Annotated in this window: 24 protein-coding genes and 1 tRNA gene; 10 read left to right on the forward strand and 15 right to left on the reverse strand. The window is 48.3% G+C overall.

What is annotated here, in order from left to right; all coding sequences use genetic code 11:
- Nucleotides 1–4: 4 nt before the first annotated feature.
- A complete protein-coding gene (locus NDI44_RS23915) occupies nucleotides 5–664 on the forward strand; it encodes a hypothetical protein (protein ID WP_190414742.1) in 660 nt (219 codons plus the stop codon).
- A 305-nt stretch (nucleotides 665–969) separates the two neighbouring features.
- On the opposite strand, the gene NDI44_RS23920 is transcribed toward NDI44_RS23915, so the two are convergent.
- Entirely contained in the window at nucleotides 970–2,091 is a 1,122-nt protein-coding gene (locus NDI44_RS23920) for a site-2 protease family protein (RefSeq protein WP_190414743.1), read from the reverse strand.
- 270 nt (nucleotides 2,092–2,361) lie between these two features.
- On the opposite strand from NDI44_RS23920, the gene NDI44_RS23925 reads away from it, so the two are divergent.
- The 3 genes from NDI44_RS23925 (at nucleotide 2,362) to NDI44_RS23935 (ending at nucleotide 4,268) form a co-directional block, all read left to right on the forward strand.
- On the forward strand, nucleotides 2,362–2,859 hold the full coding sequence (locus NDI44_RS23925) for a 2TM domain-containing protein (RefSeq protein ID WP_190414744.1): 498 nt from the start codon (nucleotides 2,362–2,364) through the stop codon (nucleotides 2,857–2,859).
- Between the two features lie 366 nt (nucleotides 2,860–3,225).
- Nucleotides 3,226–3,705 carry a hypothetical protein gene (locus tag NDI44_RS23930; protein WP_190414745.1) on the forward strand — a complete coding sequence of 160 codons (480 nt, stop codon included), beginning with the start codon at nucleotides 3,226–3,228 and terminating at the stop codon, nucleotides 3,703–3,705.
- A gap of 131 nt (nucleotides 3,706–3,836) precedes the next feature.
- Nucleotides 3,837–4,268 carry a hypothetical protein gene (locus NDI44_RS23935; RefSeq protein WP_190414746.1) on the forward strand — a complete coding sequence of 144 codons (432 nt, stop codon included), beginning with the start codon at nucleotides 3,837–3,839 and terminating at the stop codon, nucleotides 4,266–4,268.
- A 103-nt stretch (nucleotides 4,269–4,371) separates the two neighbouring features.
- Here NDI44_RS23935 and NDI44_RS23940 read toward each other — a convergent pair whose 3' ends face one another.
- A complete protein-coding gene (locus NDI44_RS23940; protein WP_190414747.1) occupies nucleotides 4,372–4,776 on the reverse strand; it encodes a DoxX family protein in 405 nt (134 codons plus the stop codon).
- A gap of 201 nt (nucleotides 4,777–4,977) precedes the next feature.
- A complete protein-coding gene (locus tag NDI44_RS23945) occupies nucleotides 4,978–6,186 on the reverse strand; it encodes a NupC/NupG family nucleoside CNT transporter (protein WP_190414769.1) in 1,209 nt (402 codons plus the stop codon).
- Between the two features lie 157 nt (nucleotides 6,187–6,343).
- Between NDI44_RS23945 and NDI44_RS23950 the strand changes: the two genes are divergently transcribed.
- Together NDI44_RS23950 and NDI44_RS23955 are read left to right on the forward strand one after the other, a co-directional pair.
- Nucleotides 6,344–7,174 carry an N-acetylmuramoyl-L-alanine amidase gene (locus NDI44_RS23950; RefSeq protein ID WP_190414748.1) on the forward strand — a complete coding sequence of 277 codons (831 nt, stop codon included), beginning with the start codon at nucleotides 6,344–6,346 and terminating at the stop codon, nucleotides 7,172–7,174.
- Nucleotides 7,175–7,318: 144 nt separating this feature from the next.
- Nucleotides 7,319–7,963: a molybdenum cofactor guanylyltransferase gene (locus tag NDI44_RS23955; protein WP_190414749.1), complete on the forward strand. Its 645-nt coding sequence runs from the start codon at nucleotides 7,319–7,321 to the stop codon at nucleotides 7,961–7,963.
- Between the two features lie 72 nt (nucleotides 7,964–8,035).
- Here the strand turns inward: NDI44_RS23955 and NDI44_RS23960 are convergent, their stop codons facing one another.
- From NDI44_RS23960 to NDI44_RS24005, 10 genes are all read right to left on the reverse strand, one after another.
- The gene (locus NDI44_RS23960) at nucleotides 8,036–8,683 is read right to left on the reverse strand and encodes a hypothetical protein (protein WP_190414750.1); all 648 of its coding nucleotides are present in this window, start codon (nucleotides 8,681–8,683) and stop codon (nucleotides 8,036–8,038) included.
- 293 nt (nucleotides 8,684–8,976) lie between these two features.
- On the reverse strand, nucleotides 8,977–10,149 hold the full coding sequence (gene moeB / locus NDI44_RS23965) for a molybdopterin-synthase adenylyltransferase MoeB (RefSeq protein ID WP_190414751.1): 1,173 nt from the start codon (nucleotides 10,147–10,149) through the stop codon (nucleotides 8,977–8,979).
- A gap of 98 nt (nucleotides 10,150–10,247) precedes the next feature.
- Nucleotides 10,248–10,742, reverse strand: coding sequence for a Mov34/MPN/PAD-1 family protein (locus NDI44_RS23970; RefSeq protein WP_190414770.1), 495 nt, complete (start codon nucleotides 10,740–10,742; stop codon nucleotides 10,248–10,250).
- A gap of 375 nt (nucleotides 10,743–11,117) precedes the next feature.
- Nucleotides 11,118–11,846 (reverse strand): ABC transporter ATP-binding protein, encoded by a 729-nt coding sequence (locus tag NDI44_RS23975; protein WP_190414752.1) that lies wholly within the window; start codon nucleotides 11,844–11,846, stop codon nucleotides 11,118–11,120.
- A gap of 90 nt (nucleotides 11,847–11,936) precedes the next feature.
- Nucleotides 11,937–12,161, reverse strand: a complete 225-nt coding sequence (locus NDI44_RS23980) for a 4Fe-4S dicluster domain-containing protein (protein WP_190414753.1) — start codon at nucleotides 12,159–12,161, stop codon at nucleotides 11,937–11,939.
- Between the two features lie 178 nt (nucleotides 12,162–12,339).
- Nucleotides 12,340–13,563 (reverse strand): ATP phosphoribosyltransferase regulatory subunit, encoded by a 1,224-nt coding sequence (locus tag NDI44_RS23985; protein WP_190414754.1) that lies wholly within the window; start codon nucleotides 13,561–13,563, stop codon nucleotides 12,340–12,342.
- Between the two features lie 140 nt (nucleotides 13,564–13,703).
- Nucleotides 13,704–14,675 (reverse strand): J domain-containing protein, encoded by a 972-nt coding sequence (locus NDI44_RS23990; protein WP_190414755.1) that lies wholly within the window; start codon nucleotides 14,673–14,675, stop codon nucleotides 13,704–13,706.
- A gap of 113 nt (nucleotides 14,676–14,788) precedes the next feature.
- Nucleotides 14,789–15,613: an inositol monophosphatase family protein gene (locus NDI44_RS23995; protein WP_190414756.1), complete on the reverse strand. Its 825-nt coding sequence runs from the start codon at nucleotides 15,611–15,613 to the stop codon at nucleotides 14,789–14,791.
- Between the two features lie 60 nt (nucleotides 15,614–15,673).
- Nucleotides 15,674–16,231: a thermonuclease family protein gene (locus NDI44_RS24000; protein WP_190414757.1), complete on the reverse strand. Its 558-nt coding sequence runs from the start codon at nucleotides 16,229–16,231 to the stop codon at nucleotides 15,674–15,676.
- Nucleotides 16,221–16,589, reverse strand: coding sequence for a 2Fe-2S iron-sulfur cluster-binding protein (locus NDI44_RS24005; RefSeq protein ID WP_190414758.1), 369 nt, complete (start codon nucleotides 16,587–16,589; stop codon nucleotides 16,221–16,223). Before NDI44_RS24005 ends, NDI44_RS24000 begins: the two co-directional genes overlap by 11 nt.
- Nucleotides 16,590–16,652: 63 nt before the next feature.
- Between NDI44_RS24005 and NDI44_RS24010 the strand changes: the two genes are divergently transcribed.
- Nucleotides 16,653–16,737 (forward strand) — tRNA-Ser (locus tag NDI44_RS24010).
- 304 nt (nucleotides 16,738–17,041) lie between these two features.
- Here NDI44_RS24010 and NDI44_RS24015 read toward each other — a convergent pair.
- Both NDI44_RS24015 and NDI44_RS24020 read right to left on the reverse strand, forming a co-directional pair.
- On the reverse strand, nucleotides 17,042–18,799 hold the full coding sequence (locus NDI44_RS24015; RefSeq protein WP_190414759.1) for an EamA family transporter: 1,758 nt from the start codon (nucleotides 18,797–18,799) through the stop codon (nucleotides 17,042–17,044).
- Nucleotides 18,800–19,439: 640 nt separating this feature from the next.
- Complete coding sequence (locus NDI44_RS24020) at nucleotides 19,440–20,789, reverse strand: inorganic phosphate transporter (protein ID WP_190414760.1); 1,350 nt, start codon at nucleotides 20,787–20,789, stop codon at nucleotides 19,440–19,442.
- Nucleotides 20,790–21,073: 284 nt separating this feature from the next.
- Between NDI44_RS24020 and NDI44_RS24025 the strand changes: the two genes are divergently transcribed.
- From NDI44_RS24025 to NDI44_RS24035, 3 genes are read left to right on the forward strand one after another with little or no spacing between them, the layout of a single operon-like run.
- Nucleotides 21,074–22,468: a hypothetical protein gene (locus tag NDI44_RS24025; RefSeq protein ID WP_190414761.1), complete on the forward strand. Its 1,395-nt coding sequence runs from the start codon at nucleotides 21,074–21,076 to the stop codon at nucleotides 22,466–22,468.
- A gap of 15 nt (nucleotides 22,469–22,483) precedes the next feature.
- Entirely contained in the window at nucleotides 22,484–22,888 is a 405-nt protein-coding gene (locus tag NDI44_RS24030; protein ID WP_190414762.1) for a hypothetical protein, read from the forward strand.
- A gap of 54 nt (nucleotides 22,889–22,942) precedes the next feature.
- On the forward strand, nucleotides 22,943–23,584 hold the full coding sequence (locus NDI44_RS24035; protein ID WP_190414763.1) for a hypothetical protein: 642 nt from the start codon (nucleotides 22,943–22,945) through the stop codon (nucleotides 23,582–23,584).
- Nucleotides 23,585–23,979: the final 395 nt, after the last annotated feature.

The following is a 23,979-nucleotide window of genomic DNA, read 5'->3' on the forward strand; positions in this document are numbered from 1 at the left end:
AATAATGGCTAAAAAACGTATCTCAGACTTACTACACGAAGAAGCACAAAAATCCCCAGATTCAGAAACTGAACCTGTTCTAGAGGCGACCGTTGAGGAAGTTATAGAAGTGGAGGCGGAAATAATAGAGGATTCATCAACAGATACGCCTGATAAAACTCCTGCTAAAAACTCAAATCCAACGAAGGCTGACTTAGAAGCAAGTGTGACAGAGTTAAAAACAGCTCTGGATCAAGCACGCCAAAGGGAGGAAGCTCTACAGAAGCAAATCACCGATTTGCAATCGAATTTGGATGAGCAAAAATCACTGATGGCTGACTTGAAAGGTGTTGTGAAGGAAACACGCAAAGTGGAAACCTCTTTACACCAGCAAATTGCCAATTTGCAGGCGGATTTGGATGAGCAAAAAAAATTGCTAAACAAGCATCAAAAAGCTCAAGAGCAAGCCAAACAGTTGAAAACAGAGCTAGAGCAAGCCAAAAAAGCAGCGATGCAACTTGCAGAAGCAAACTCTAAGCTAATTGAAGAAGCCAATGCTCTACACAAAGCGCCGCAAGCTGCTCAACCACAGAAGCACAAAACATCTGAGCGGGTATCTAACATCTTCTCTGAACCTCCAACCGATGAGCCTGCTGATTTTGCCTCAAAAAGTTGGTTGCTGTAAATACTCTTAGTAAAGAGGGCGAATAGAATTCGCATCTATACAGACTAAACCCACCTATGCGGGTTTCAAAAGTTCGCGTTAGCGTAGCGTGTGCGTTAGCGCATAGGCGGATTTTGTTGAATAGAAGCGAAGCAACTTCTGCCCCCCGTCTTCTTGAAGGGGGGTAAGGGGGTTGGCGTAGCCGCGATTTCTAATCGCCAGGAATATTTGCAAGATTGGGATGTATAGCAGTAGGGGCGGGTTATTAACCCGCCCCTACATCTAAGCGCACTTGTTATTTAGCTGAATTCAAAATCCGAAATTGATTAAGCAGGATTTGCTTGCGCTCTTCTCTGGAGTAAGTTGAGAATCGAAGCTTTTTCCAGAAGTCCTACTAGCACGCCGTTTTCACGAATCACGGGTAGTTGAGTGAGTTTTTCTTGTTCTAGCAGTGTCACCACTTCTAGTAAAGATTGATCGGATTTGACGGTTGTGGAGAATTCGACGGGTTTTGTTAGCTGTGCGACTGATATTTCAGTCCACTGGGAGGTTGGGACAGCTTTGAGATCGTCAACTGCGATCGCTCCCACTAATTGTCCTTCCTCATTGGTAACCAAGAACCGCGACGCTTCGTTTTTGCCAATGATGTACTCGTTAACAAACTCTCTCAGGGAAAGCGATTTAGACACAATTGGGCTATCACTCATAACTGCGTCTTCTGCGGTCAAAGCGGCTAGTTGTTCCTGCACTCTAGCAGCCTGGGTTGCTCGACCCGCGTTTTGCAGCAAGAACCAACCGATTAACAAGTTCCAGAAGTTAAGACCGCCGCCTAATAGTAGAGGAACCAGACCAGAAGCGATCGCTATCCAACCAATGACTTGACCGGCGCGACCCGCAAACACGACACCTTTATAAGGATTGCCGGTGATCTTCCAAACCAACGCCTTGAGGATATTCCCACCATCCAGGGGCAAGCCAGGAATCAGGTTAAACAGCGCCAGCACTAAGTTGACGTAACCCAGCACTCCGAGGATTGCTCCAAACGGCCCGGAAATGCTCGTGGTAAAGCCAATCGCGCTAATTAGACCAAACAGCGCCAAACTGACTAAAGGCCCTGCGATCGCCAGCCAGAATGCTCCTGCTGGGGTCTTTGATTCTTTTTCTAAGCTGGCGAGACCACCAAACAGAAATAAGTTGATGGATTTAACTTCAATTCCCTGCTTGATGGCAACAAAACTGTGTCCCAGTTCGTGCGCCAAGACGGATGCAAACAACAGCAGCGCCGCAATTAATCCCAGTAGCCAGGGTAATCCCCCGCCGAGTCCGGGAAATTGAGCCGCTAGTCCACTGCCATAACTCACCGTCACCCAAGCCAGGACAAAGAACCAGGTTGGATGTACGTTGAAGGGAATTCCGAATAAATTGCCGACGCGAATCGTGCCGTTCATTACGCCACCTCTGATTTAACATCTGAGAGGCTTATATTGAACCTCTCTCTTGCACCTCTTTATCGTAACGAAATGTAAAAAGCATTTTAATCTTTCAGCTACCGTACTATCCGTCTGTATAAGGTTCGGTTTTGGAATAGCCTAGTGTGAGGCATTCTTACTTTTGCCTCGGCATAATAGAATCAGTACTGCTCTTGAAAGGCTGACTTCTGCATCACGTCCTTGGGGCAGAAAAGCTCTCCCAACCTCGACGACCGCAGGTGTTTCCCTATGCCCGTCTCCGAAACTCAAATCACCCGCTCTTACAATCAAGAAGAGATTCAGCAAATTCTCCAGATTGCGATCGCGCGTCAAACTGACGACACAGAATTTACCCGCGAACAGCTACTGGAAATCGCCTCTGAATTAGAAATCTCTCCAGAGTGCCTTCAGGTGGCAGAACAGCAGTGGCAAGCCAAACAGGGAGAAATCCAAAAGCGACAGGATTTTAATCTCTACCGGCGCACCAAATTACAGAAACAAGCTGGCAAGTATACAGTTATCAATTCGTTTTTGATGCTGCTGAATATCGTGAATGCCGGTCAGCTTTCTTGGTCTTTATATATCGCCTTATTCTGGGGATTAGCTCTGGGGCTTAATGCTTTGAATACCTTTCAATCTGGAGGCGAAGATTACGAAAAAGCCTTTCAGAAATGGTATCGTCAGTACCAATTGAAACAATCACTGACTACTGTTTGGGATAAGGTTCTCAAAGCTTGGCAGACTTAAAACAGATTCCCCTCGCGAAGAGAAATTTGCGGCTACGCAAAGGAAGGGGGTTGAAAATCAGTCTTGATGAGCAGAATTTTGTCTAGAGACGTTGTACCTAACCTCTTTAGATGCGGTAATGCACGCTTGGCAGATATGCCAAAGGCGCGATCGCGTACAGCCCTTTGGGCATGAAAACAGCGAAGCGAAGCGTTAGCCTAGCGCTGACTTGTCAGTGCTCATTTTCTCCCAGTCAGCATATCTCCTACAGGAACAGCTTTCGTTTGCCTTAAAATAATCCTGTCGGCTTGGTTAAACTAACCAGACTTTTACGGCTAGACAAGTTACGGCTAGACAAGTTCTCTCTGCATTCTCCCTGCATTAGATATGGTTCAGTACACTCTCGCACAAAGCCCAGAAGTCATCCTGACTGTTTCAGGCAAAGATTCAAAAAAAGCCCGTGAGAAAGCGATGGAGCAGCTCATGGAACTCATGGATGCAGACAAGCTACCCACCGATCTTGAAGATGGATTTAGTCCGGAACAACTGATTGAAGTCAAAGAGCTAGAAGCGGATGGGACTAGCGATGAAGACGCCGTAACCCAAGCTGTACAAGTTCTGAGCAACCTTGCCACACTGAAGCTGAAGGTGCAGGAGTCACGCGCCGAGGCGCTGAAGGTTCGCGCTCAAGTAGATATCCTGTTTTCAGAAAAGTCGGTGAGTGAAGAGGAAATCGCGCAACTCAAGGACGGTTTTAAGGTTCTCAAAACCTTTGCTCAAGTGAATCTGCGCTACCACGAGGCTCGCTCGAAAGCAGAGCAAGCTCGGAGCGTGTTAGATCAAGCTTTAAAATCTCCTGAAAGTTAATTTCTCTGCTTAGGCGCATCCGCTGCGCGATCGCGTCAGCGAAAATTCAGACTTGATAAGCGATCGCGTTGTTGAGTTTTTCTCTCATTCGCAGCGCCAAATGCATCTGTAACCACCCAAGAAGATAAGCAATGATTCAATTTGGTAAAACTCCTTCTGATTCCGGAGAAAAAAGCTGGCGAAACCAGCTGGCTCAGTTTGTCAAAGCTAATCAGCAAGAATTGGCAGCATTATCTTGGGGTTTGTGGTTAGAAAATGGAGACACTCAAGGTTATCTAGGGATCGATGTGCAACCAAAGCCGCATTTCGTCTATTGTCCAAAAGAGGCGATAGAAACACTCAATAATAAAGTCGAAAACCAGCTTCAGGAGATGGTAGGAGTTGTGGAGGCTCATAACCCTGAAGTGGAGGTTCTGATCATTGGAATTGGTGAGGGGCAAATAAAGCTAGTTCAGTTTCAACCAGAACCTCCACCTCCCGCTTGCTTTGAGAAAATCGCCGCAGATGTTAATACATTGCTAGAGCGATTAGAGCAGCAGATGGGCGAGCAGATACAAGGTTAAATCCTAAAAAGCGATCGCGTCAGCGTATGCATTCTTAGTGCTACTCGCACGCTTGCTAGTGAAGGGAAACGCGATCGCATCTTTCATCAACCACGTTAGTGAGCTAATCAGAACGCTTAGATGCCATCTGTTCGTCTAAACTCACTGGCCCAGACCCAATATAGTACACCATCAGTAATCCACCGATAATTGCTAAATTTTTCATGAAGGCATTTATTTGCATTGGGTTGGCAGCAAAATTGGTGTGAAAAATTAGCGTAGCCGGAATTATGAAGATAATTAGCGCGATCGCTCCCCAACGCGCTTTGTAACCTAGCACTACTGATAATCCACCAGCCAATTCAAGAATAATTGCCGCAACTAGCAACAGTCCCGTTAGCGCTAACGGGATGCCGTTTTTAGCCATAAACTGTTGTGTGCCACTAAAGCCCGTAATCTTATCAAAGCCGGATTTCAAAAAAATGGCGGCTAAGAAAGCTCGTGCTATGAGGGGGATGTATTTTTCCATATTGACCTGCGATCGCTTCGCTTTTAACTTACAACAACATCCGGGCGAGAAGCAAAGTAACGGGATAAGCGATCGCCTTCACCACCGCCGATGATATCCTTTGCTGGGACTACCCGAACCTCTAGCTATAGCGAATTAACATAACAATAGTGCTTCTAGAGAATTAGTGCTTCTAGAGAATTCTTCAACTGAATGCCTTGCTCACAATAATATTCCCGCGATCGCAGCAGTCATAAAACCCGCGAACAAACCGCCTATCATCGCCCTGACACCCATTCTCGCTAAATCTTTCTGACGGTTCGGTGCCATCCCGCCAATCCCGCCGATCGTGATTCCAATCGAGCCAATATTGGCAAAGTTGCACAAAGCGTAGGTTGAGATAATTACCGCCCGTTCGGATATCGCCTTCTGCTCAATCAGCGTCTTCAGATCCAGATAGGCGATAAAATCATTCAAAATTGTCTTTTTACCTAACAACACTCCCACCTGAGCGCAGTCAGCCCAAGGCACTCCGAGCAGCCACGCAACGGGAGCCATTACAAAAGACAACATCCACTCCAACGACAGCAAAGGCACGCCAAGAAGCCCCCCCAACCATCCCAGGAGCGCATTGACGAAAGCCAGTAACCCCAAAAAGGCAATAATCATCGCCGCGACATTCACTGCCAGTTTCGTCCCGTCAATTGCTCCTCCAGCTGCTGCGTCAATCGCATTCACAAAGGTACTCTCCACTTCTATCCCTGCCTTGCCAACCGTCTTGGGGACTTCCGTTTCTGGATAAAGCAATTTTGAGGCAACCAGCGAAGTCGGGGCAGTCATGAAGAAAGCGGCAATCAGATGTGCCGGTGGAATCCCAAAGGAGAGATATGCCCCTAATACGCCACCCGCAATTGTCCCAAAGCCCGCGGTCATTACTGCATGAAGTTCTGATTGCGTCATCGTCGCCACATAAGGCTTCACCAGTAACGGTGACTCAGTTGGCCCTAAAAAGACGTTCCCCGCACACGATAAAGACTCAGCCCCTGATGTTCCCATCGTCTTCATCATGACCCACGCCATCCCATTCACCACTCGCTGCACAATGCCGTAGTGGTATAGCACCGTGATGAAGGAAGAAAAAAAGATAATCGTCGGCAGCACTTTAAAAGCAAAAAAGTGTTCGACAAAGTTATCTCCAAAGACAAATTTGGCACCCACATCAGAGAATTCTAAAAAGCGGCTAACGACATCGCCGAGAAACTTAAATACAGCTAAACCGCCGGGAGTTTTCAGAATCAGCAGTGCAAAAATAAACTCTAACCCAAGCCCCCAAAATACCGGACGCCAACGCACAGCACGCCGGTTCACTGAGAAGGCATAAGATAATCCCACAAAAACAGCCAATCCCAGTGCTGAAATCACCCGCTCCATCGACTCTCTCAGGGCTAAGTTACAATACGGCGTATCATAGCCTGGATGTGTGGGCAAGAAAGTATCGGCTGAGCCTGCGGATTCTATCTTTGTGAGGATGGATCGCAATAAATCACTACAACATTCAAGGCGATTAGAATTCTGGAGAGATCGTAAAATGGTACGAATTTTTCTTTCCGCTGGACATGGTGCGGGCGATCCGGGCGCACTAGCTGGAGGCACTACAGAAGACAGAGAAATGCGGCTTACCCGCGATGCTGCGGTTAAGGAAATGCGATCGCGCGGTTTAGAGGTTTCCTCGGTTCCCGATTCCCTGAGTTTGAAGGAAACGATTACTTGGATCAACGCCTACTCCCGCCGTGGCGACGTCGCTTTAGAAATTCACGCCGATTCCGTCGGCAACACTAATATCCGGGGTGCCAGCGTCTTCTATACTGACGGCAACGAGCAACGCGAAGGCGATGCCCAGTTACTGCTGCAATCCTTACTGAAGGCAGTTCCCAGTTTGCCATCTCGTGGGGTTAAATCGGATATCGCCACAGGTGTCGGGAGTTTGGGTTTCTGCCGTCAAGTGGATATTCCCTCTGTGCTGATGGAGTTGGGGTTTATTACCAATCCAAGCGATCGCTCTTTATTTCAAACGAAGCGCCTAGACTTCGCCCGTGGATTGGCTGACGGTCTAGAAGCTTGGAGTCGGAAGGAAGCTCAGAGGCAGGGCTTAACGCCTCCCCCTCCTCCTAGCTACCCCGTTATTAGTGTCAAAATCAACGCCCAGCTATATCAAAATCAAGGAATTTTGGTGAATGGGAATGCTTGTATTCCAGTTGTTTTCCTAAAGTCTTTAGGAATCGATCCGAGTAAAGTCGCAGACTTCCGCACCACTACTCACCGGAATCTCGAATATATCAAAGCGGTAGATTTGCAGCCATTTAAAGTATCCGTTAAATGGGACAATCTAACCCGCACAGTCGTTTTAACAACCTATTAATTTGCTTTCAATTTATTGGGTCATGGGTAATTTATAATCGGTTAAATTTTTGAGTTTTGAATAAATCACTCATGACTCACCGCTTATGCGCGATCGCTCTAAAATTACCGATTCCCGATTCCCCGATTGTTTAATGAATATTCAATGAACCCATCCTCGGCTGTATCGCTGACAGCAATTGTTTTGGCAGGTGGAAAAAGTTCTCGTATGGGGCGGGATAAAGCCTTGATTTCTGTTAACGGCGTTCCCCTGATTCGGCGGGTTTGTGAAATTGCCCAAGCGTGTGCTTCAAAAGTGTATGTAGTAACGCCGTGGATCGAACGATACCAAGATATTGTACCCAGCACCTGTCAATTAATTCAAGAAGTCGGGACAGGAGAACCCCGCCCTTTTTCTACAGAGGAGAAACCCCACGGGCCACTGATTGGCTTTGCCCAAGGACTCGCGCCAGTGCAAACAGAATGGGTGCTGTTACTTGCCTGCGATTTACCCAATTTAAAAGAGGAAATTTTGCTCAATTGGGTACAGCATTTACCTGAGGTGCCAGAAGATTGTATTGCCTTTCTTCCCCGACATCCCAAAGGCTGGGAACCGTTATGCGGTTTTTATCGCCGCTGCTGTTTGCCTAGCTTGACTGAATTCATTCATAAAGGGGGCAGATCCTTTCAGCAATGGTTGTCTCAACATCCCGTAAAAGAACTGCTCCTAACCGAGCGATCGCTCTTATTTAATTGCAACACACCGGCTGACTTGGGAGAGGTAATGGGTAATAAGAGTTTTGAATTTTGAGTTGTAGAGACGCGATAAACTTTTTACCTTTTACTCATTACCCACTACCGATTACCCATTACCGATTACCATTTAAGGATTAACCGGCGCAGCCGGAACAACCGGTTCTGCTTCCAAATTGGGCAAAGGTGACAACTGAGGAAGAGGTGCCTGTGGCGGCGTAAAGTCAGGCGTCGGCTTTGCGGGTGGCGGTGGCGCAAAGGTGGGAGATAAGTTGCGGGGCAAATTATCTGCGGAAATGCAGGTATCCAGCGCTTTAGTGGCAGAAATCTCTAACTGACGATTCAAGCCAACAACGCATTCAGCAAAGCGGATGGGTAGGAGGCTACGACGACAGGATTCGAGGACCTCAAGCAATGGCGGGTTTTTGGTATCTTGGAAAATATTAATCACGCACCTGCCTAACTCGATGGGACGTCGCACCCTGAGACAGGCAGCTAGAGCATCTTGTGAGGCAATCTGAGTTTCTCGGTTAATATTAAACACGCAAGCGGATAAATCTGTGGGTTTAAGGGCATCCGAACAGCTTGAGGCAGAGAGTTCTGTAGAGATACCAACCGCCCTTAATTCAGCAGCGCAGTATTGAAAGGGGCTGAAATGGGTGGCGGTGGCAGGAACGGTCTCAACAGCGATCGCCAAAAATCCTGCGGTAAGGGCTAGCCCAGTCGTGGATAATCGTCGGGAACGAGACAAGGCACGTTCGCTACTTTTGTTTTGCATGATAGTTCTACATAAGTAGGTCACAAGCTATCCTACTTGGACATTGGTAGCAGTTTGCACCTTTGCACTCAGTTTAATGTTATCGGCTGCAACTAAAAATGGGCTTGGGAAAGCGAACCGACAGGTCGGCGCTTTGCTATCGCACTCCAAAAGCGAATAACAATCGAACCCCACATCTGCACCCAAGAAGTTAGCAAGTTAAAATCTAGAATCAAATCTAGAAAAATAGAGACGTTCTCACAGAACGCCTCTATTAAAGGTTACTAAATTCAAAGCTGTAACCTTAAACCTTTTTAGTATTCAGGCACCGAAGGGTCAATTTCTCGACTCCAAGCGGTAATTCCGCCTTTGACGTTGGTGCCTTCTATTCCAGCTTGTTTCAAAATACCCAGCGCCTTCGCCGAACGTCCACCCATCTTGCAGTGGGCAATCAAGCGATGACCGTTGAGCAATTCTTTCACTTGGGCGACACCCGCACCGTTTTCAATATCGGGTAACGGCACCAAAACGGAACCCGGAATTTTAGCAATTTCGTACTCGTTAGGATTGCGAACATCAAGCAGGACAAAATCATTTGCACCGCTATCGAGCAATTCCTTCAATTCCCGAACTGTCATTTCTGACATTTCCATCTGCTGTTTTGCCTCTTCTGCTTTTGCTTGTGGAATACCGCAGAATTCTTCGTAATCAATTAACTTGTCAATGACTGGTCTTTCCGGGTTCGGACGCAGTTTCAGTTCCCGGAACTTCATTTGCAAGGCGTCATACAGCAACAACCGCCCACTCAGGGTATTCCCCTGACCTAAGATGATTTTGATGGCTTCAGTTGCCTGGATGGTGCCAATCACGCCGCACAGAACGCCGAGAACGCCTCCTTCAGCACAAGAAGGAACTAATCCGGGTGGTGGCGGTTCCGGGTAAAGATCGCGGTAATTAGGACCCCCTTCGTAGTTAAATACTGTTGCTTGTCCTTCAAAAAAGAGGATGGAGGCGTAGACGTTGGGCTTGTTTAACAGCACGCAAGCATCATTCACTAGATAACGTGTGGGGAAGTTATCGGTGCCATCTACGACAACATCGTAGGGTTCAAGGATTTGCAGGGCGTTCTCTGAACTCAGGCGGGTTTCGTACAAATCAACTTGGCAATCAGGATTAATTTCTAAAATCCGGTTTTTTGCCGATTCAATTTTGGGTTTCCCTACCCAAGAGGTGCCGTGAATGACTTGCCGTTGTAAGTTGGAACTATCAACGACATCAAAATCGACAATGCCGATGCGTCCGATACCAGCAGCTGCGAGATACAGCAGCAGGGGCGAACCCAGTCCACCTGTACCAACACACAGGACACTGGCGGCTTTGAGGCGTTTTTGTCCTTCCAGTCCAACTTTGGGCAGGATTAGGTGGCGAGAGTAGCGTTCGTATTCTTCTTTGGAAAGCTGGATTTCATCCAGATTGGGATTGAGCATGGCCTTTTAGTGAGGGCAGACAGAGTTAACAGCCTATCAAAAATACAATAGTCTTTGTATCCTTGGGTCTTAATCGTTTTTAAAATTAAGTTATTAATCTAGGTTGTTTCAACAATTATCATTTCTTCAGGCTGGAACTGGTGGGCGTCGTCGAGACTCCAGTTGCGAAGATCGCCAGCTTTACCTTGTTGAACAGAGACAATAATATACGAGTACACTGACCACGCACACGCCCGATCGAATTCCGAAGGAATTGCTGGATGGTCGGGATGGGAGTGGTAGATTCCAATGATATCGAGTGGGCTGGGCGAAGCACCGCGTCCCTGCTTTTGTGCTTTCAGCATATCTTCGGGAGCGATCGCGTATCTGTCTCGCTTATCTGAACCCAGTTTGGCGGAACCTTCAATTTCTTGAAATACTTCTACTGCTTCTGCATTCCAGCGATTCTCGGTTGGCATGACTTCCACTACGGTTTTGCCATCTTCCGCCAGTTTACCCAGCAGCAAACCGCAGCACTCTTCGGGATAGGTGCTTTCGGCATGGGTGCGGATGGCTTGCAAATGCTGAGGGTGGAGTTTTAATACTGCCAAGATGCCAAATCATCCTGCGCGAGACGTGGAACTATTGTATGCCACAGATGTCTCTCGTTTTGATTGTCTGACTATCTGCTTTTCTTTCACAACAGCCTTGCTTCTATAGGAATTTTGAAGAAAATCTTCTCTCTTCTCGCTGCTGCCTTGTCTATCAATTCGTTGAGATTGAAACGACAAATTTTATCGGGAATTCAATCAAAAATATTTTTAATTTCCGGAGGGTTGCTGTAAAATTCCAGAAGTTAATTGTATTGTTCTAAATTTCAGCAATATATATGGGCGCATAGATTCCAATTATCAAAAATATAGTACCAAAGCGAACAATATTTGTATAGTGCCAATTTCTTTAATTTTTAGCAGCGATCGCTCAATGCGTCAGTGAGCTTTACCTGCGCCCAGATACAGTTCTCCTACCTTCGGGTCGTTCAAGAGTTCGGAGCCGGGACCTGTGAAGCGATCGCGTCCTGTATCCAGCACATAACCCCGGTGTGCCATGCCTAAAGCTTTCCGGGCATTTTGTTCCACCAGGACAATTGCTTTGCCCGTTTGATTAATCGCTTGAATCTGCTCAAAAACGTTATTGACCAATAAGGGAGACAGCGCCGCAGAAGGTTCATCCAGCAGCAACAGAGTAGGTTCCAACATCAAAGCTTTTCCCATCGCCAGCATCTGCCGTTCTCCCCCTGACAGAGTTCCAGCCCGCTGATGCCGCCGTTGAGCCAGAACGGGAAAAGTGGTAAAGATATGATCCTTAAGTGGTTTCAAAGGGACGTTGCGAATAAACGCGCCCATCTCCAGATTCTCTTCCACCGTCAGCGATGGGAACACATTCGAGATTTGCGGCACGTAGCACATTCCCCGCCGAACAATTTGATCCGACTTTAAGCCAGCAATATTTTCGCCTTTGAAAGTAATTTTGCCTTTATGAGGGTTTAAAAGTCCAAAGATAGTCTTTGCTAATGTTGATTTTCCGGCACCATTAGGGCCAATTACGGCAACTAATTCACCTGGATATATCTTGAAATTCACCCCTTGAAGGATATCCAAATCTTTGACATATCCCGCCCAAACATCTTCAACTTCTAATAAAGGTTCATTAGTCATTCGTTCTTATTTATTATTTAATATTTATTTTTTATGGTTCATGATGTATTGCAATTCCTGCATCAACCATGAACCATGAATAATCAACAATTAGGGTGTTTTTTGCAAATCGGGGCGTTCTTCGGGGACAATTGCGCCTTCCACGGGGCAGACTTGTAGGCAGATGCCGCAGTCAATGCAAGTGGAAAAATCAATCCAGTACCAGTCAGTCCCCTTCGTGTTTTTGCCAGGTCCTTCGTGAATACAGGCAACAGGGCAGGCATCGACACAATCAGCGACGCCTTCGCAGGTATTAGTAACAATCGTATGCGGCACAGTGTTCTCTCTCTTGGGATTGGCAGACGGCTGCTTCTATAGCCTACCAAAGTCTTTTGAAAGCTGATAGCTGAAACGAGACTTTTTAAATGCAAAAGTACGCAAATAAAGGTGAAATTTTGCAAGAAAAAGCGCCTCCCCTTTGCGTACCTCTGCGCGTACCTTTGCGTTAAAAAATCTAACTCAGCGTCTCAATTTTAGTAGCACCCTCAGCTTCCACCCAGGCAATGCGACGGATGTGACGGCTACGGGCATATTCTCGCACATCTTCAGGCGAGCGCTCCCCTAAATCCATTTCCACTCGTACCAGATGAATAGAATCTCTCAGGGTTTGGGCGTAGGCGAACGCTGCCAGATAGGCTTGGGGAGATGAAGGAACGACTAACCAATCACTCGCGGGCGTTTCGCGGGGTATCCCAGCCTTCGAGAGCAAGACTTGATATAAGTCTTCAATATTCAGCGCAAAGCCAATACTGGGGTAAGTTTGCCCCTGGGGATGATAGAGTCCCAGCAGTTCGTCATAGCGTCCACCCTGGGCTAAAACCCGTGCTTGAGTGTCTGTATCGCTAACGACTTCAAACACAATGCCGGTGTAATAGTTAAAGGTTTGGATCAAGCTGAGATCCAGAGTTACGGGGAAGCTTTGCTGATGGGAACAGCCTTCATTGAGAAGATCGATCAGGGATTTCAGAGTATTGACTGTTTGCCGCTCAGATTCTGCTAAATCTAGGGTGGAAACTTGTTGCAGCACATTAGCAGGATGTCCCCGCAGCTCAAATAGAAATAAAGCTCGTTCTCGCAATTCGGGGGAAAGGGGCAGAGTTTCCAGTGCGATTCGATCGAGATGCGCGATCGCCCGTCGCACTTTTTCTTGCAGATGAACTGGAAACGGAGAAAAAAGCGATCGCGTTAACCCCGCTTCTCCCAAAATTACCTGCCACTGGCTTAACCCCAGACACTTCAAGCAGTCTCCCAGCAACAACAGCACTTCTGCATCTGCCAAGACACCCCCCGCACCCAACAGCTCTACCCCTGCCTGGTAAAATTCCTGCTGACGTCCGTAATTGCTGCCCTGCGAACGGCGGAATACATTTGCGTTGTAGTAGAGGCGTTGCGGATAAGTAACACCAGCCATCCGCGTCACAGATGCACGGGCGATCGAAGCCGTCAGTTCTGGGCGCAGTCCCAGCGTCCCCTCCTCAGCATCCTGGATTTGAATCACTGTGGAGCGCTGGATTGCTCCGCCTGCCATCAAAGTATCCAACCGCTCTAGAGTGGAGGTGATAATCCGGTGATAGCCCCAGCGGTGATACACCTGCTGCAACCGATCTTCAATCCAGCTTTTTTGAGCGACATCGAGAGGCAGCAAATCCCTCGCGCCTGCCGGGGGTTGATAAACCATTCAGTCGTTGTTTTTTGTTAGTTGACAAGCGATTTTCAAGCGAAGTATTCACGATTAGCGAGTTGACGGTTTGACTCTAGCTCTCACCGAGAACTTCCAAACATCTAATAGCCGAGTTGCTAATCGAAGAAATCGCTTTCTTATTTCTTCTTACCAAACATACCAAATAAACCGCCTCCAGACTTATCCTCCGGCTTGCCCTGCCCTGGCTTGCCCTGCCCTGGCTTAGGCGGCGTCGTTGTCTTGCCACCCGCAACTTTTTGTGCCAGCTTGTCTAGTGCCTGTTTGCCCTCTATCCCAATCGGATCTTGAGGGTTTAATTTCAAAGCTTGGGTGATATGTACCTTCGCCATTGTCACCTTAGGGGGAGTTTGCTTTAAATAGACCATCCCCAATAAGCTATGGCAACGGCTATTGTTCGGCTCCATTTTCAGGGCTTCCCGTAATTCTATCTCCGCCTTCGCAAACTGGTTCTTCGTTATCAACTCATCAGCACGACGGAAATAGGGTTCCGCAACTGATGATGGTGTTGGTGCTGGTGGCGGTGGGGGCGGTGGGGGCGGCGATGCATTTCCGCCAGCAGCCCCCGTGGCAGGACGTTTATCTGACATCATCGGGGTTGCTACCCCAGAACCCCCCTTCCGCCTCAGATAAACCATATTCAGTTCGCTGATTTGAGCCGTCACTTCTAGGACTTGGCTCAAAGATTCATATTGCGTTTGTGCTAGCTTTTGCAGTGCCGTTTTATAGGAATGCTCTAAATCGCCCCCCGCCTGAGCTAACTGTTTCGCGGTTTCACCTTGGGGTTGAGCGTTCGCCCCTTCCCCAGCCAAGCGCTTACCCATTCGCCCGACCATAACCACGTATTCTGCCCGCGTGCGATCCTGAGATAGTTGCTCGTAGGCAGGATTTACCAATTTTGATAACATCTGGCTGGCACGCTGTTTTTCTGCTTCGTTTTCAGCCTTGCAACTATCCGGATGCAATCTCCGGGCGATTTTGAGATACCGTTTGCGGATGTCATTGACTCCTGCATCTACTGGCACCCCTAAAATTGCGTGGTGGTCTGTGAAATCAAACTTGAACAGTCCACGGTCGATCCGAAATGACATAGCCCGCTGTCCCACCGTCAGAGCCGAATATTCTTTCTAATATACTTCCCTTGCGAAACCTATGTGTGACCTTGCTTACAGAGAAGCCTGATTTTTAGCACTTTGCCATCTACTTATTGCCATCTACTTAGAGGTGTAATTTGCAAAAGTTCTTGACTGAGCTGTGGGTGTAGATAACCATTTGTCGCCAAAATCCGACCGGAATGAATCGCTAAAGGACTCCCATCATAGGCGCTGACTTTGCCCCCAGCTTCCTCCACGATTACCACTCCGGCTGCCAGATCCCAAGGCTGTAAACCCCTTTCCCAGTAACCATCCAGGCGTCCGCAGGCAACATACACGAGATCGATGGATGCGGAACCGCTGCGCCTGACACCCTGAGTGAGATGGGTAAGGTGACAAAATTCAGCGTAGTTATTGTCTGCGGTTTCGCGTCGATCGTAAGCAAAGCCGGTGACTAGCAAGCTTTTGCTCAACTCGGCTGTTTTGGAAACCCGAATGCTCCGACGGTTGCAAGTAGCTCCTAAGCCTTTGGCAGCCCGATACAACTCCTGATGAAATGGATCGTAAACGACACCGACTTGGGGAACTCCGTCAATTAGTAACCCGATTGAGGCGGAGAAAAAGGGATACTGATGAGCATAATTTGTGGTGCCATCTAGGGGATCGATTGCCCAGAGGTATTCGCTTTTTGTATCTCCCAGTTGCCCAGATTCTTCTGCCAGGATTTGATGGTGGGGAAAATGGCGATTGATGACTGAAAGAATGGTGGCTTCGGCGGCTTTATCTGCTTCGGTTACGAGGTCGCCTGGGCGTCCTTTTTCTTCAACGGCTTCTAATTTGCCCCAGTAGCTTTGCAAGACGGCACCAGCAGCTAGCGCCGCCTCGGTGGCAATATCTAGAAAAATTTGCAGTTGGTCAGGGGTATGGCGTGTCATATTTTTGGCTAATAGCTAATGGCATTGAACAATGAATAATTAGCCATTCGCAATGAGCCGTTAGCGATTTTGACGCCGAAACTCTGCTGGAGTCCAGCGCATGGGTTTTTCTGGGTTCCAAATGCCTTTGCCCATAATTCGAGCATATTCTTGAGCGGTGGTGAGCCGTTGGTCATATTTGTTGTTGAGCGATCGCGGTACAAACACATACCCTTCTACCACCATCTGCTCGTTCAGCAATACCCCATCTTTCCACACATAAGCTAACCGGCGCTCAAACTGGTCTTTGCTTGACCCATCCGACTCTAACAAAACGGATTGTCCGGCAATCAACTGCTTAAGTCGCTCTTGAGCCGCCGATCCCCAAGGCTGCTGTTTCATGTCGGGTGCCTCGATTCCCAGCAGTCGCACTCGCTCTACCAAAGCGGATTGCTTGCTGGTATCCAGCACTTCCAGGGTTTGTCCGGTGACAACCCGCTCCACCTTCACGGTGACGCCTGTCGGAACTTCTTTCGCTTGGCAACCGACCAAGAAAAACCAAAAGCCAAAAGCCAAAAGGCAAAAGAGAAAATTCTTTTGCCTTTTTGTTTTTCGCGATCGCCTTTGGTTATTCTTCATCCAGCGGTAAACCGAAACGGACTTTGCCCTTGCCAAAATAGCGACCGAACTGGAGTTCGTAAACTTCATCCTCATCCTGAGTTTCTACTTCCAAGTCGGAGCGAGGATAACTTACGCAGAGTAGAGCATAGCCTTTGTCGCGCAGTTGCGGAGAAAGCCCCATTGCTTCTGGCTGATGGATTTCCCCTGAGAGGACGCGCACGGCACAGGTGGTACAAGCGCCATTGCGACAGGAAAAAGGCAACTCGACGCTCTGATGCTCGACGCTAGATAGGATATAGCGATCTTCTGGCACCTGAAGGTCATGGTGAGTGCCGGTTTGGCGATTGCGTATCCGAATGGTGTGGTAATTCGTCATAGTTTTAGTGTATTATTAAAAATCGCAGCTTTGAGTTGCACATTTCAAAATAAATAAACCTCTGGAGAGGTGGCCGAGTGGTTGAAGGCGCAGCACTGGAAATGCTGTTTAGGGCAACTTAACGTGGGTTCGAATCCCACCCTCTCCGTTTAAAATCAAAACTCAGCATTGCTGAGAGGCTTATCGCCCTAGAAGTATCCTCTGGGGCGATATTTATTTTTGGGGAGCGCTTCAGTATCAGCGCGTGAATCCCCAGCAGAAAAAGCGATTGGTATTTGATTTTGCAGCAGGAGTGTTGACGTTGGTGGGGTAAGAGCGATCGGATTCAAATTTGACTAGAGAGAAAGACGCGATCGCGCGTTTTGAATAAATTAGAAGTGCCTAATAAAAAACAATAAAAAAAGGGTGAGCATTACCCACCCTAAGACGAATCAATTAACCAACAGCATCGTTTATTTTGCGGGTTGCGCCTTGTTTTGAACCAGCAGCCGCTCAAAACTTAGGGCAAACACTCCCAGCGTCACCAGTACGATGCCGAAAATTGATATCGGCTGTAAAGCATTCTGAGCGCTCGGAATAATCAAAAATGCCAAAACTGCCGTTAATACAGGCCCACTAGAGGCGATGATTGAGGCTCGTGCGGCACCCAAGAAGCGAACGCCAAAGTTATTTAACAAATAGCCTGCTAGAGTTAATATCCCCAAGACAACGCCGCCGATAATCAAACCCAGCCGCCGATCGGGGATGACCTGAACAGCCAAATTTTCTGGTAATGGCAACATCAGACTGATACTAGCCAGGACAAAGATGGTTGTAAACTGAACCAAGCTGACGGGGACGGGGTGAAGCTTTTGAAAGCCAAGCTGCATAAAAATCAGGTAGAAGGCAAAGGCGATTCCTGAGGCGGCGGCGGTGCCAACTCCCACCCCAGAAATGCTTGCCACCCCACTATTAACTGCCGGGAAGATTTTAGGCCAAGCTGCGAGGATAACACCCAAGGAAATCGTGCACATCACTCCAACGCGCAGGAAGGTGGGGCGATCGCCAAAAAACAGCCACGCCAGCGGGACTGTAATAATTGGATACATAAACAGAATTGTCACTGCAACCCCTGGGCCAATTTGGGGGATGGCGATATAAATCAGGACTTGCGACAAAAACAGGAAGAAGCCACTCCCGACTACCGTTAAAAGTCCGCGCCGGTCTGGATCTAATAAAAACTTCTTAATATCCCTCCACACGTTGGGATAGAGAACGATGGCAAGTAAAGCCATTAAAGGCAGCACCACCATCATGCGGAACCACAAAATTAACAGCGAGTTGCCCAAACCTAGCTTGATGAATCCTCCCAAGGAAAACAAGTTAAAAATTTGACTTTCTCTGCCAATGATTTGGACAACCACGTTATGAACCGACAGCGCCACGGTAGAAATTAAAATCAACAATAACCCTAACTGACCTTGGGAGCTTGGTTTAGGTTGGCGTGGCGGTGGTAGCGGGGCAGCCGGAACCGAGAACGGAATCGCATTCGCTTCTGGAGGCTGTTTGCGATCGCTATAAGCTTGCCCTCCCACCTCTGACTCTGATGGTACTAATGGCAGCGCATCGCTTTCTGCTTGCAGTTGTTCGTGCAGGCGATTGACGAGAGTTTCTAAAATTGCTTCTCCTTGTTGCTCCAAGCCGTGCATCCGCGACAGCTGCTGGGAGAACGAACTTTGATAGCTGCTGATGTCTTGTTGCAGTGTTTTAAAAGTCGTTCTTAGGGTTGTATCCAAGGAAGAGAGGATTCGGTAGGCACTGTCGTTGTAGTCATTTGCCGAGGGCGGCAAATTGGCGCTGCTAGTGCCACCCAGCGGGTGATAGGAACTACCTGGTTGCTGGGACAGCCGTTGCATCAGCAGATCTTGCAGGTGTTCTGCGATCGCTTGGGTGAGTTGTCCAACTAAATATTGCTGCTGATCCTGATCAATTTGTTCTTGAGGCAGAGAGCTTTGGGACGAGGGTAATTGCTGACGCTGAGCTTGTAGATGATTGATCTCATCGACCAACCGGGATTTCTCAGCCTGGAGTCGCTCAACGTCTTGATTCAACTGGACGATGAGATTTTGCTTCAGGTTCTCAAGTTCCTGCGTCATCGCCCTCAAAAGAGCCTCTGTTGCCGTAGCATTTCCGGTGTTGTGATTTTCCGGTAGATTGTCCAGTTGCCCCATTAGCGTATAACCTCGGTACGATTGGCTATAACGAAGTGTAGTTTTAACTTAGTCTACTTAAGTCTTGTTAGTATTTCTGATATTTTGGCAGATACACTTTCTGATGGATGTGATTTTGCTCAACTAGGTGTTGTTTCTCTGATGAAGAAAAGTGTTTGATGTTTTGTCATCAATCCTGACAGATTACTCCAAAATTCTGGTGATTTTTAAGAGATTTTTCTGGTGAATTTAATTTTGTTATAGACTGTTGAATCTTGCAGTGACTGCAAGAAAAACTACTTAGACACTATCCTCCCTCGACATATTGAAGAACAAAGAGGGAGTTTCTTCTTCCCGCGAGCGAGAGACTTTTGGAGGGTTCAGACAACTTTTGCAAGAAGTCTAATATTTTGATCCCTAAAGCCCCAATAAAAGGGGGAAGAAAGTTCGCGCCACGTTTAGAAGCAGAGGTTTGAGCTTTGTAATACGCGGATGAAACAGCGCCGTGTCTCCCTGCCTGAAAGCCAATTGATCGCTGGCATTTAGGATCGAGTTTTTGGACGCGGACGCATTTTCCCCAACAGGGTAGCAGCCGCCGCCTAGAAACTCCTTCCAGAAAGAGTGTATCCCAATCGGGCAACCGGAGAGGGGATGTAAAGTTTTAAATTGAATCCATCAAGTGGAAAATTCCGAATTGTCCCCCTATCTGACGGATAACTAGAAAGATAATTGCCCCCAAACCCGCACTAATGGGAAGGGTAATTAGCCAAGCGAGTCCAATCGATTGCAGCGTTTGGAAGCGGATGGATTTCCAGTCTTTGACTGCACCAATGCCAACCACAGCACCGACAAGGGCGTGGGAGGTGGAGACGGGCAAGCCGAGCCGGGAAGCAAGCAAGATGGTCGTAGCGGTTGCGAGTTCGGCGCAGAAGCCACCGCTCGGCTGGAGGGCAATAATGCCTTCTCCAATTGTCGCAATGACTTTTTTGCCCCAGACGGCAAGACCAGCAACGATACCGGCACCGCCCAATACTAGAATCCAGAGGGGAATGCTAAAGCCAGTGATAGGAACGGAACCTGTGCGATTGATATAAACGATCGCCGCTAAGGGAGCGATCGCGTTGCCAACATCATTGGAACCGTGGGCAAAGGCGACGAAGCAGGCACTTAATAGCTGAAACCGTGCTAGCTGGCGCTCAATGGGATTGAGAATTTTAGATTGGGAGTTTGGGATTTCGCGGTTGTCCGTCTCATTGGCTCCCGCGATAACTCTTGTGTCTACAAGCTGCTCTGCTTCCTCGCGCGCTAATTGTCGCCAGATGAACCGGGTAAGGCCAACTGATGCGATCGCGCCAATCAACAGAGGGATATCGTGGGCAGGAAGGTTGATGCCGAAACGATTTGTCAGCCAGGTATCGATGGGTTGACTCACAGAGGGTAGAACAATCACCCCAAAGACGCCCAGCAACGTCACGCTCAACCAGGGGATCCATTCGCGCAGTTGAAAAAGTGGGTTGGGTTGATCGAGAATCCAACGCTTGACAACGCTGTAGAATAACGCGGCAATCGTGCCACTGATGATCGGCGTTATCACCCAGGCGAAGCTGATTAGACCAATTAATGACCAATCAATGGCACCGACACCCGCCGCCACCCAGCTAAAACCGGCGATCGCACCGACTACCGCATGAGATGATGCGACTGGCAAGCCCAGACTGGTGGCAATTTGCAGCCAGACGCCACAGGCTATCAATACCGAAACCATGCCAATCAGTAGCATCTGAGGTACGGCAGCGAACAGTTCTGGATTGACAACCCCGGTTGCCAGCGTCTCCGATACGGAACGACCAAACAGCACGGCACCTGTAAATTCCAACACTCCGGCAATCACCAATGCCTGCCGTAGGGTGACAGCCTTCGATCCCACCGACGTTCCCATCGAGTTAGCAACGTCGTTTGCGCCCAGATTCCAGGCAACGTAGAAAGCTAGCAGGGCAACAAAAACAATCATGCCGTAAATATAGATATTGACACAGCTAGTTTATCCGGTGAGGGATAGGGGAGCGAACTGAGAACTCAGCGTGCGGCTAACGCCTCGCTTCTCTAACGCGATCGCGCTGAAGGGAGAGGAAGCGGCGATCGGGATTTGAAGCGATGATTTTTACTCAAATCGAGGCAAAATTTGCGCGATTATCACTGCGGATACACGCGCCCAACTCTGTATAAGTATCTATTCAACGATTTGGGAAGACCGACTTCTCAATTGGAGCGGTGTGAGTTTAGTAGGGCTAATTTATGCGTTTTCCTCATGTTGCTGTTTGTACTTTAGCTGCTTTTGTGGCTGGAGGGATGACAGCCCAAGCAAGTGAAAGTCCGAGTTCCGAAGGTTCTCCCCAGGCAGCCGTGACCGATGAGGGGAGTGTTGCCACCCCGATGGTGACTCCTAGAAGTATGACAGCGATCGCTGCCCCAGAAATCCAACCAGAACCACGATTGGCATCCAGGCAGGAATTTGCGCCGCCTTCTGAGAATGCCCCAGGATTCACTGTAAGGCAACTTCCGGCATTGACGGCTGCTCCCCAAACTGATTTGCCAGAAATCCCTGAAACTGCGGCGCTTCCCTCAAATAACCTCCTCTCCCAGTTATCAACAGCTTCTGATATTAACCAGTCTGCATCTGAGGAATCCGGGAGGAAAGCTTCTGACTTAGCTTCCTTCCGAAACGGGGAAACCGTTAACGAAGTGGCTGTCAATGAACGAACGATACCCAGTGGAGGTGTATTTACATCCAAGGCTGAGGCACTCCGTCCAGATGAGGCGATCGCTAACTCGTCAACGGTACAAACCAGCCAGTCAATGGCAACGGAACCGAAAGCCAGAAATACCTGTGCCTCGCAAAGAATCAAGAACGTTAAATCCTTAGATAATGCAACTTATCAAGTTGCTCAAGAAGTAAGCACACCGGCTACAGAACGCTGTCCGGGTCCGGAACCTGTTGCGCCGCTAGCGTTGCCAGCACCCATTGAGGAATTTGAAGCTTCGCCCGCCCTGAGCATTTATATCCCAGTTGGCTATGGTGCCGATAGAAACACCGCCTTTATCAGCGGCACCTATCAACCCAACGTGCGAGAAGATAGTGGTTCTGTCGGGGCTGCGGGAATCGGCATCGGCTTAGGCAATGCCGATAAAGCCGTGGGGGTAGAACTATCCTACGCTTTAGCGACAAATGATAGCTTCGGCGAAGGTGGTTTTAATGGCAAGCTGCATCGTCGATTTGGGGGAGATGTATCAGCAGCATTAGGCTGGAATGGTTTTTTAAATATTGGTCACAACGACTTTGAACAATCCAAATATGGAGTTGTTACCAAAGTATTCCGAACGCGAGAATCTCTCAATGATGCTTTCAGCCGCGTTGCTTTTACGGTTGGTGTCGGCGATGGACAGTTCCGTTCCAACGGTGCGGTTGATGCGGGTGAAAACAATATCAACGTGTTTGGAAATTTGGCAGTTCGCGTTGTTCGACCTGTTAGTTTGATTGCGGAATGGACAGGACAGGACTTAGCATTGGGTCTTTCCATCGCTCCCTTCAAAAACTTTCCTTTTGTGATTACTCCAGCCTTGCGCGACGTTGCGGGTGCGGGTGATGGCTCTCGATTTGTATTAGGTGTTGGGACAGCATTGAAGTTTTAAGGAGGAGTACCCCAAATGCACACCATAAAATCTCTGGGTTGGGTTGTTGGCTTATCAATTGTGGCGCTGGGTATGGCTGCACCGGCGAGAGCTGACCGTAGCTATTCTGACATCACGGGCACGAATATCTGGAACAACACGGCACCCGTCTTTGATACTGATGACAAGTTAGATCCGGAACTAACCGCAAATATTACCCGGCTTAACCAGGAGTCAGAAGCAGCTTTTCAAGCCTGCGGGGCTGCTCTGACGGAACAAACTCCCACTACCCGCCGGTTTACTCGACAGCCTCAAACACCCCCCCCGGTTCCCCAGGCGTGTCAGCGGTTAGAAGAGTTAAGGACAGAAGTCGAAAACTTGAGAACGACTTTGCAGCAACAAGACCTTTCCAGAGCAAACTCCGGTTTGCGGACTTGGTAACGGTTCGGTTGTCAGTTGCAGAGTCATTCTAGTGTGAGCAGGAGAAAGAATACGATGAGGCAGATGAAGCGTAAAAACGGTAGAACCGCCGGGTTCAAGTGGCTACTGGGAGCGATCGCGGCTGGGTTTATGGGTGTGGCAACGCCCGTTCACGCTGAAGATTTGTTTGGAAATGAAGCTGTCCAGTTCCCGGTAGATACAACGATTGAATTTGAATTCAAAGAGTCCCACGGAGCTTATCGATCAACGCTTGGCGTTGTCAATTTAGATACGGGTGAAGAGACCGTGCTGTTTCAGGAAGTCAAACCCTATGACGGCTTCGGAAGCGAACAGCCCCAGCCTTCTTCGCCCGGTCAAAATAATATTGGCACGGCAATCGATTTTCTGGGGACAGTTGATGGGGGAGCTGTAGAAAATCGACTCAGCGAATATACTTTTAAGGCAAATACCCGGTATGCTTTCTACCTGGAATCTGTTAGCCCTACAGGTCAAACTCGACGCAGTGTCAGATCCACCACCAACTTGGCAGCCGCGTTTAATGGCAGTTTGGACGGTGGCACGAACGAAGAAATTACTGGCGTTCGCATCGCTTGGGACGATACAGGGCTACCCCAACCAGGAAAAGATGAGGATTTCGATGACTTCGTGATTGAGGCGGGAGGTTTTCCACCCGTTCCCTGTCCGCCAATCCGCTAATCGCAATTTCATGATTTTAATCCCCCAGCCCTTCTGAAAAAGAGGGGTAATATTTGGGGGATTTTGTTTTGAGTCGATATTAATTAACGAGAGCGATCGCGCTTCAGGAGATGAGGATGCGAACTGACAAGTCAGCGCTTCGCGATCGCTCCCAGTTATCCCAGCCACTTACACTCAAACAGAATAGAGATTGTTTGGCAAATCAGTATTCCTTTGAGAGAATATTATCGTTGACATTCCTCCAAAGGAATATTAGACTGAGAGGTAGCAAATGGCTTGGACTTGGGAACTGTATCAGGACGCGAGTGGAGAGATCCCAAAGGATCTGCTGGCTTTCTTCGTTGGACTCATGTCACCAGATGAGTTCCCCCCAGATCCGCCTGTGCCAGTGCTAA

It is taken from the genome of Trichocoleus sp. DQ-A3 (assembly GCF_039961975.1).
In the GTDB taxonomy this organism is placed as follows: domain Bacteria; phylum Cyanobacteriota; class Cyanobacteriia; order Cyanobacteriales; family FACHB-T130; genus FACHB-T130.

What these genes read in the sequence shown, in the direction of transcription:
- NDI44_RS23955 (WP_190414749.1), top strand. Translation starts at nt 7,319, where the DNA reads ATGAACCCATCCTCGGCTGTATCGCTGACAGCAATTGTTTTGGCAGGT.
- NDI44_RS23960 (WP_190414750.1), bottom strand. Translation starts at nt 8,683, where the DNA reads ATGCAAAACAAAAGTAGCGAACGTGCCTTGTCTCGTTCCCGACGATTA.
- NDI44_RS23935 (WP_190414746.1), top strand. Translation starts at nt 3,837, where the DNA reads ATGATTCAATTTGGTAAAACTCCTTCTGATTCCGGAGAAAAAAGCTGG.
- NDI44_RS24025 (WP_190414761.1), top strand. Translation starts at nt 21,074, where the DNA reads ATGCGTTTTCCTCATGTTGCTGTTTGTACTTTAGCTGCTTTTGTGGCT.
- NDI44_RS23990 (WP_190414755.1), bottom strand. Translation starts at nt 14,675, where the DNA reads ATGTCATTTCGGATCGACCGTGGACTGTTCAAGTTTGATTTCACAGAC.
- NDI44_RS23950 (WP_190414748.1), top strand. Translation starts at nt 6,344, where the DNA reads ATGGTACGAATTTTTCTTTCCGCTGGACATGGTGCGGGCGATCCGGGC.
- NDI44_RS23975 (WP_190414752.1), bottom strand. Translation starts at nt 11,846, where the DNA reads ATGACTAATGAACCTTTATTAGAAGTTGAAGATGTTTGGGCGGGATAT.
- NDI44_RS23925 (WP_190414744.1), top strand. Translation starts at nt 2,362, where the DNA reads ATGCCCGTCTCCGAAACTCAAATCACCCGCTCTTACAATCAAGAAGAG.
- NDI44_RS24030 (WP_190414762.1), top strand. Translation starts at nt 22,484, where the DNA reads ATGCACACCATAAAATCTCTGGGTTGGGTTGTTGGCTTATCAATTGTG.
- NDI44_RS23995 (WP_190414756.1), bottom strand. Translation starts at nt 15,613, where the DNA reads ATGACACGCCATACCCCTGACCAACTGCAAATTTTTCTAGATATTGCC.
- NDI44_RS23945 (WP_190414769.1), bottom strand. Translation starts at nt 6,186, where the DNA reads ATGGAGCGGGTGATTTCAGCACTGGGATTGGCTGTTTTTGTGGGATTA.
- NDI44_RS23985 (WP_190414754.1), bottom strand. Translation starts at nt 13,563, where the DNA reads ATGGTTTATCAACCCCCGGCAGGCGCGAGGGATTTGCTGCCTCTCGAT.
- NDI44_RS23915 (WP_190414742.1), top strand. Translation starts at nt 5, where the DNA reads ATGGCTAAAAAACGTATCTCAGACTTACTACACGAAGAAGCACAAAAA.
- NDI44_RS24005 (WP_190414758.1), bottom strand. Translation starts at nt 16,589, where the DNA reads ATGACGAATTACCACACCATTCGGATACGCAATCGCCAAACCGGCACT.
- NDI44_RS23930 (WP_190414745.1), top strand. Translation starts at nt 3,226, where the DNA reads ATGGTTCAGTACACTCTCGCACAAAGCCCAGAAGTCATCCTGACTGTT.
- NDI44_RS23940 (WP_190414747.1), bottom strand. Translation starts at nt 4,776, where the DNA reads ATGGAAAAATACATCCCCCTCATAGCACGAGCTTTCTTAGCCGCCATT.
- NDI44_RS24020 (WP_190414760.1), bottom strand. Translation starts at nt 20,789, where the DNA reads ATGATTGTTTTTGTTGCCCTGCTAGCTTTCTACGTTGCCTGGAATCTG.
- NDI44_RS24015 (WP_190414759.1), bottom strand. Translation starts at nt 18,799, where the DNA reads ATGGGGCAACTGGACAATCTACCGGAAAATCACAACACCGGAAATGCT.
- NDI44_RS24035 (WP_190414763.1), top strand. Translation starts at nt 22,943, where the DNA reads ATGAGGCAGATGAAGCGTAAAAACGGTAGAACCGCCGGGTTCAAGTGG.
- moeB (WP_190414751.1), bottom strand. Translation starts at nt 10,149, where the DNA reads ATGCTCAATCCCAATCTGGATGAAATCCAGCTTTCCAAAGAAGAATAC.
- NDI44_RS23920 (WP_190414743.1), bottom strand. Translation starts at nt 2,091, where the DNA reads ATGAACGGCACGATTCGCGTCGGCAATTTATTCGGAATTCCCTTCAAC.
- NDI44_RS24000 (WP_190414757.1), bottom strand. Translation starts at nt 16,231, where the DNA reads ATGAAGAATAACCAAAGGCGATCGCGAAAAACAAAAAGGCAAAAGAAT.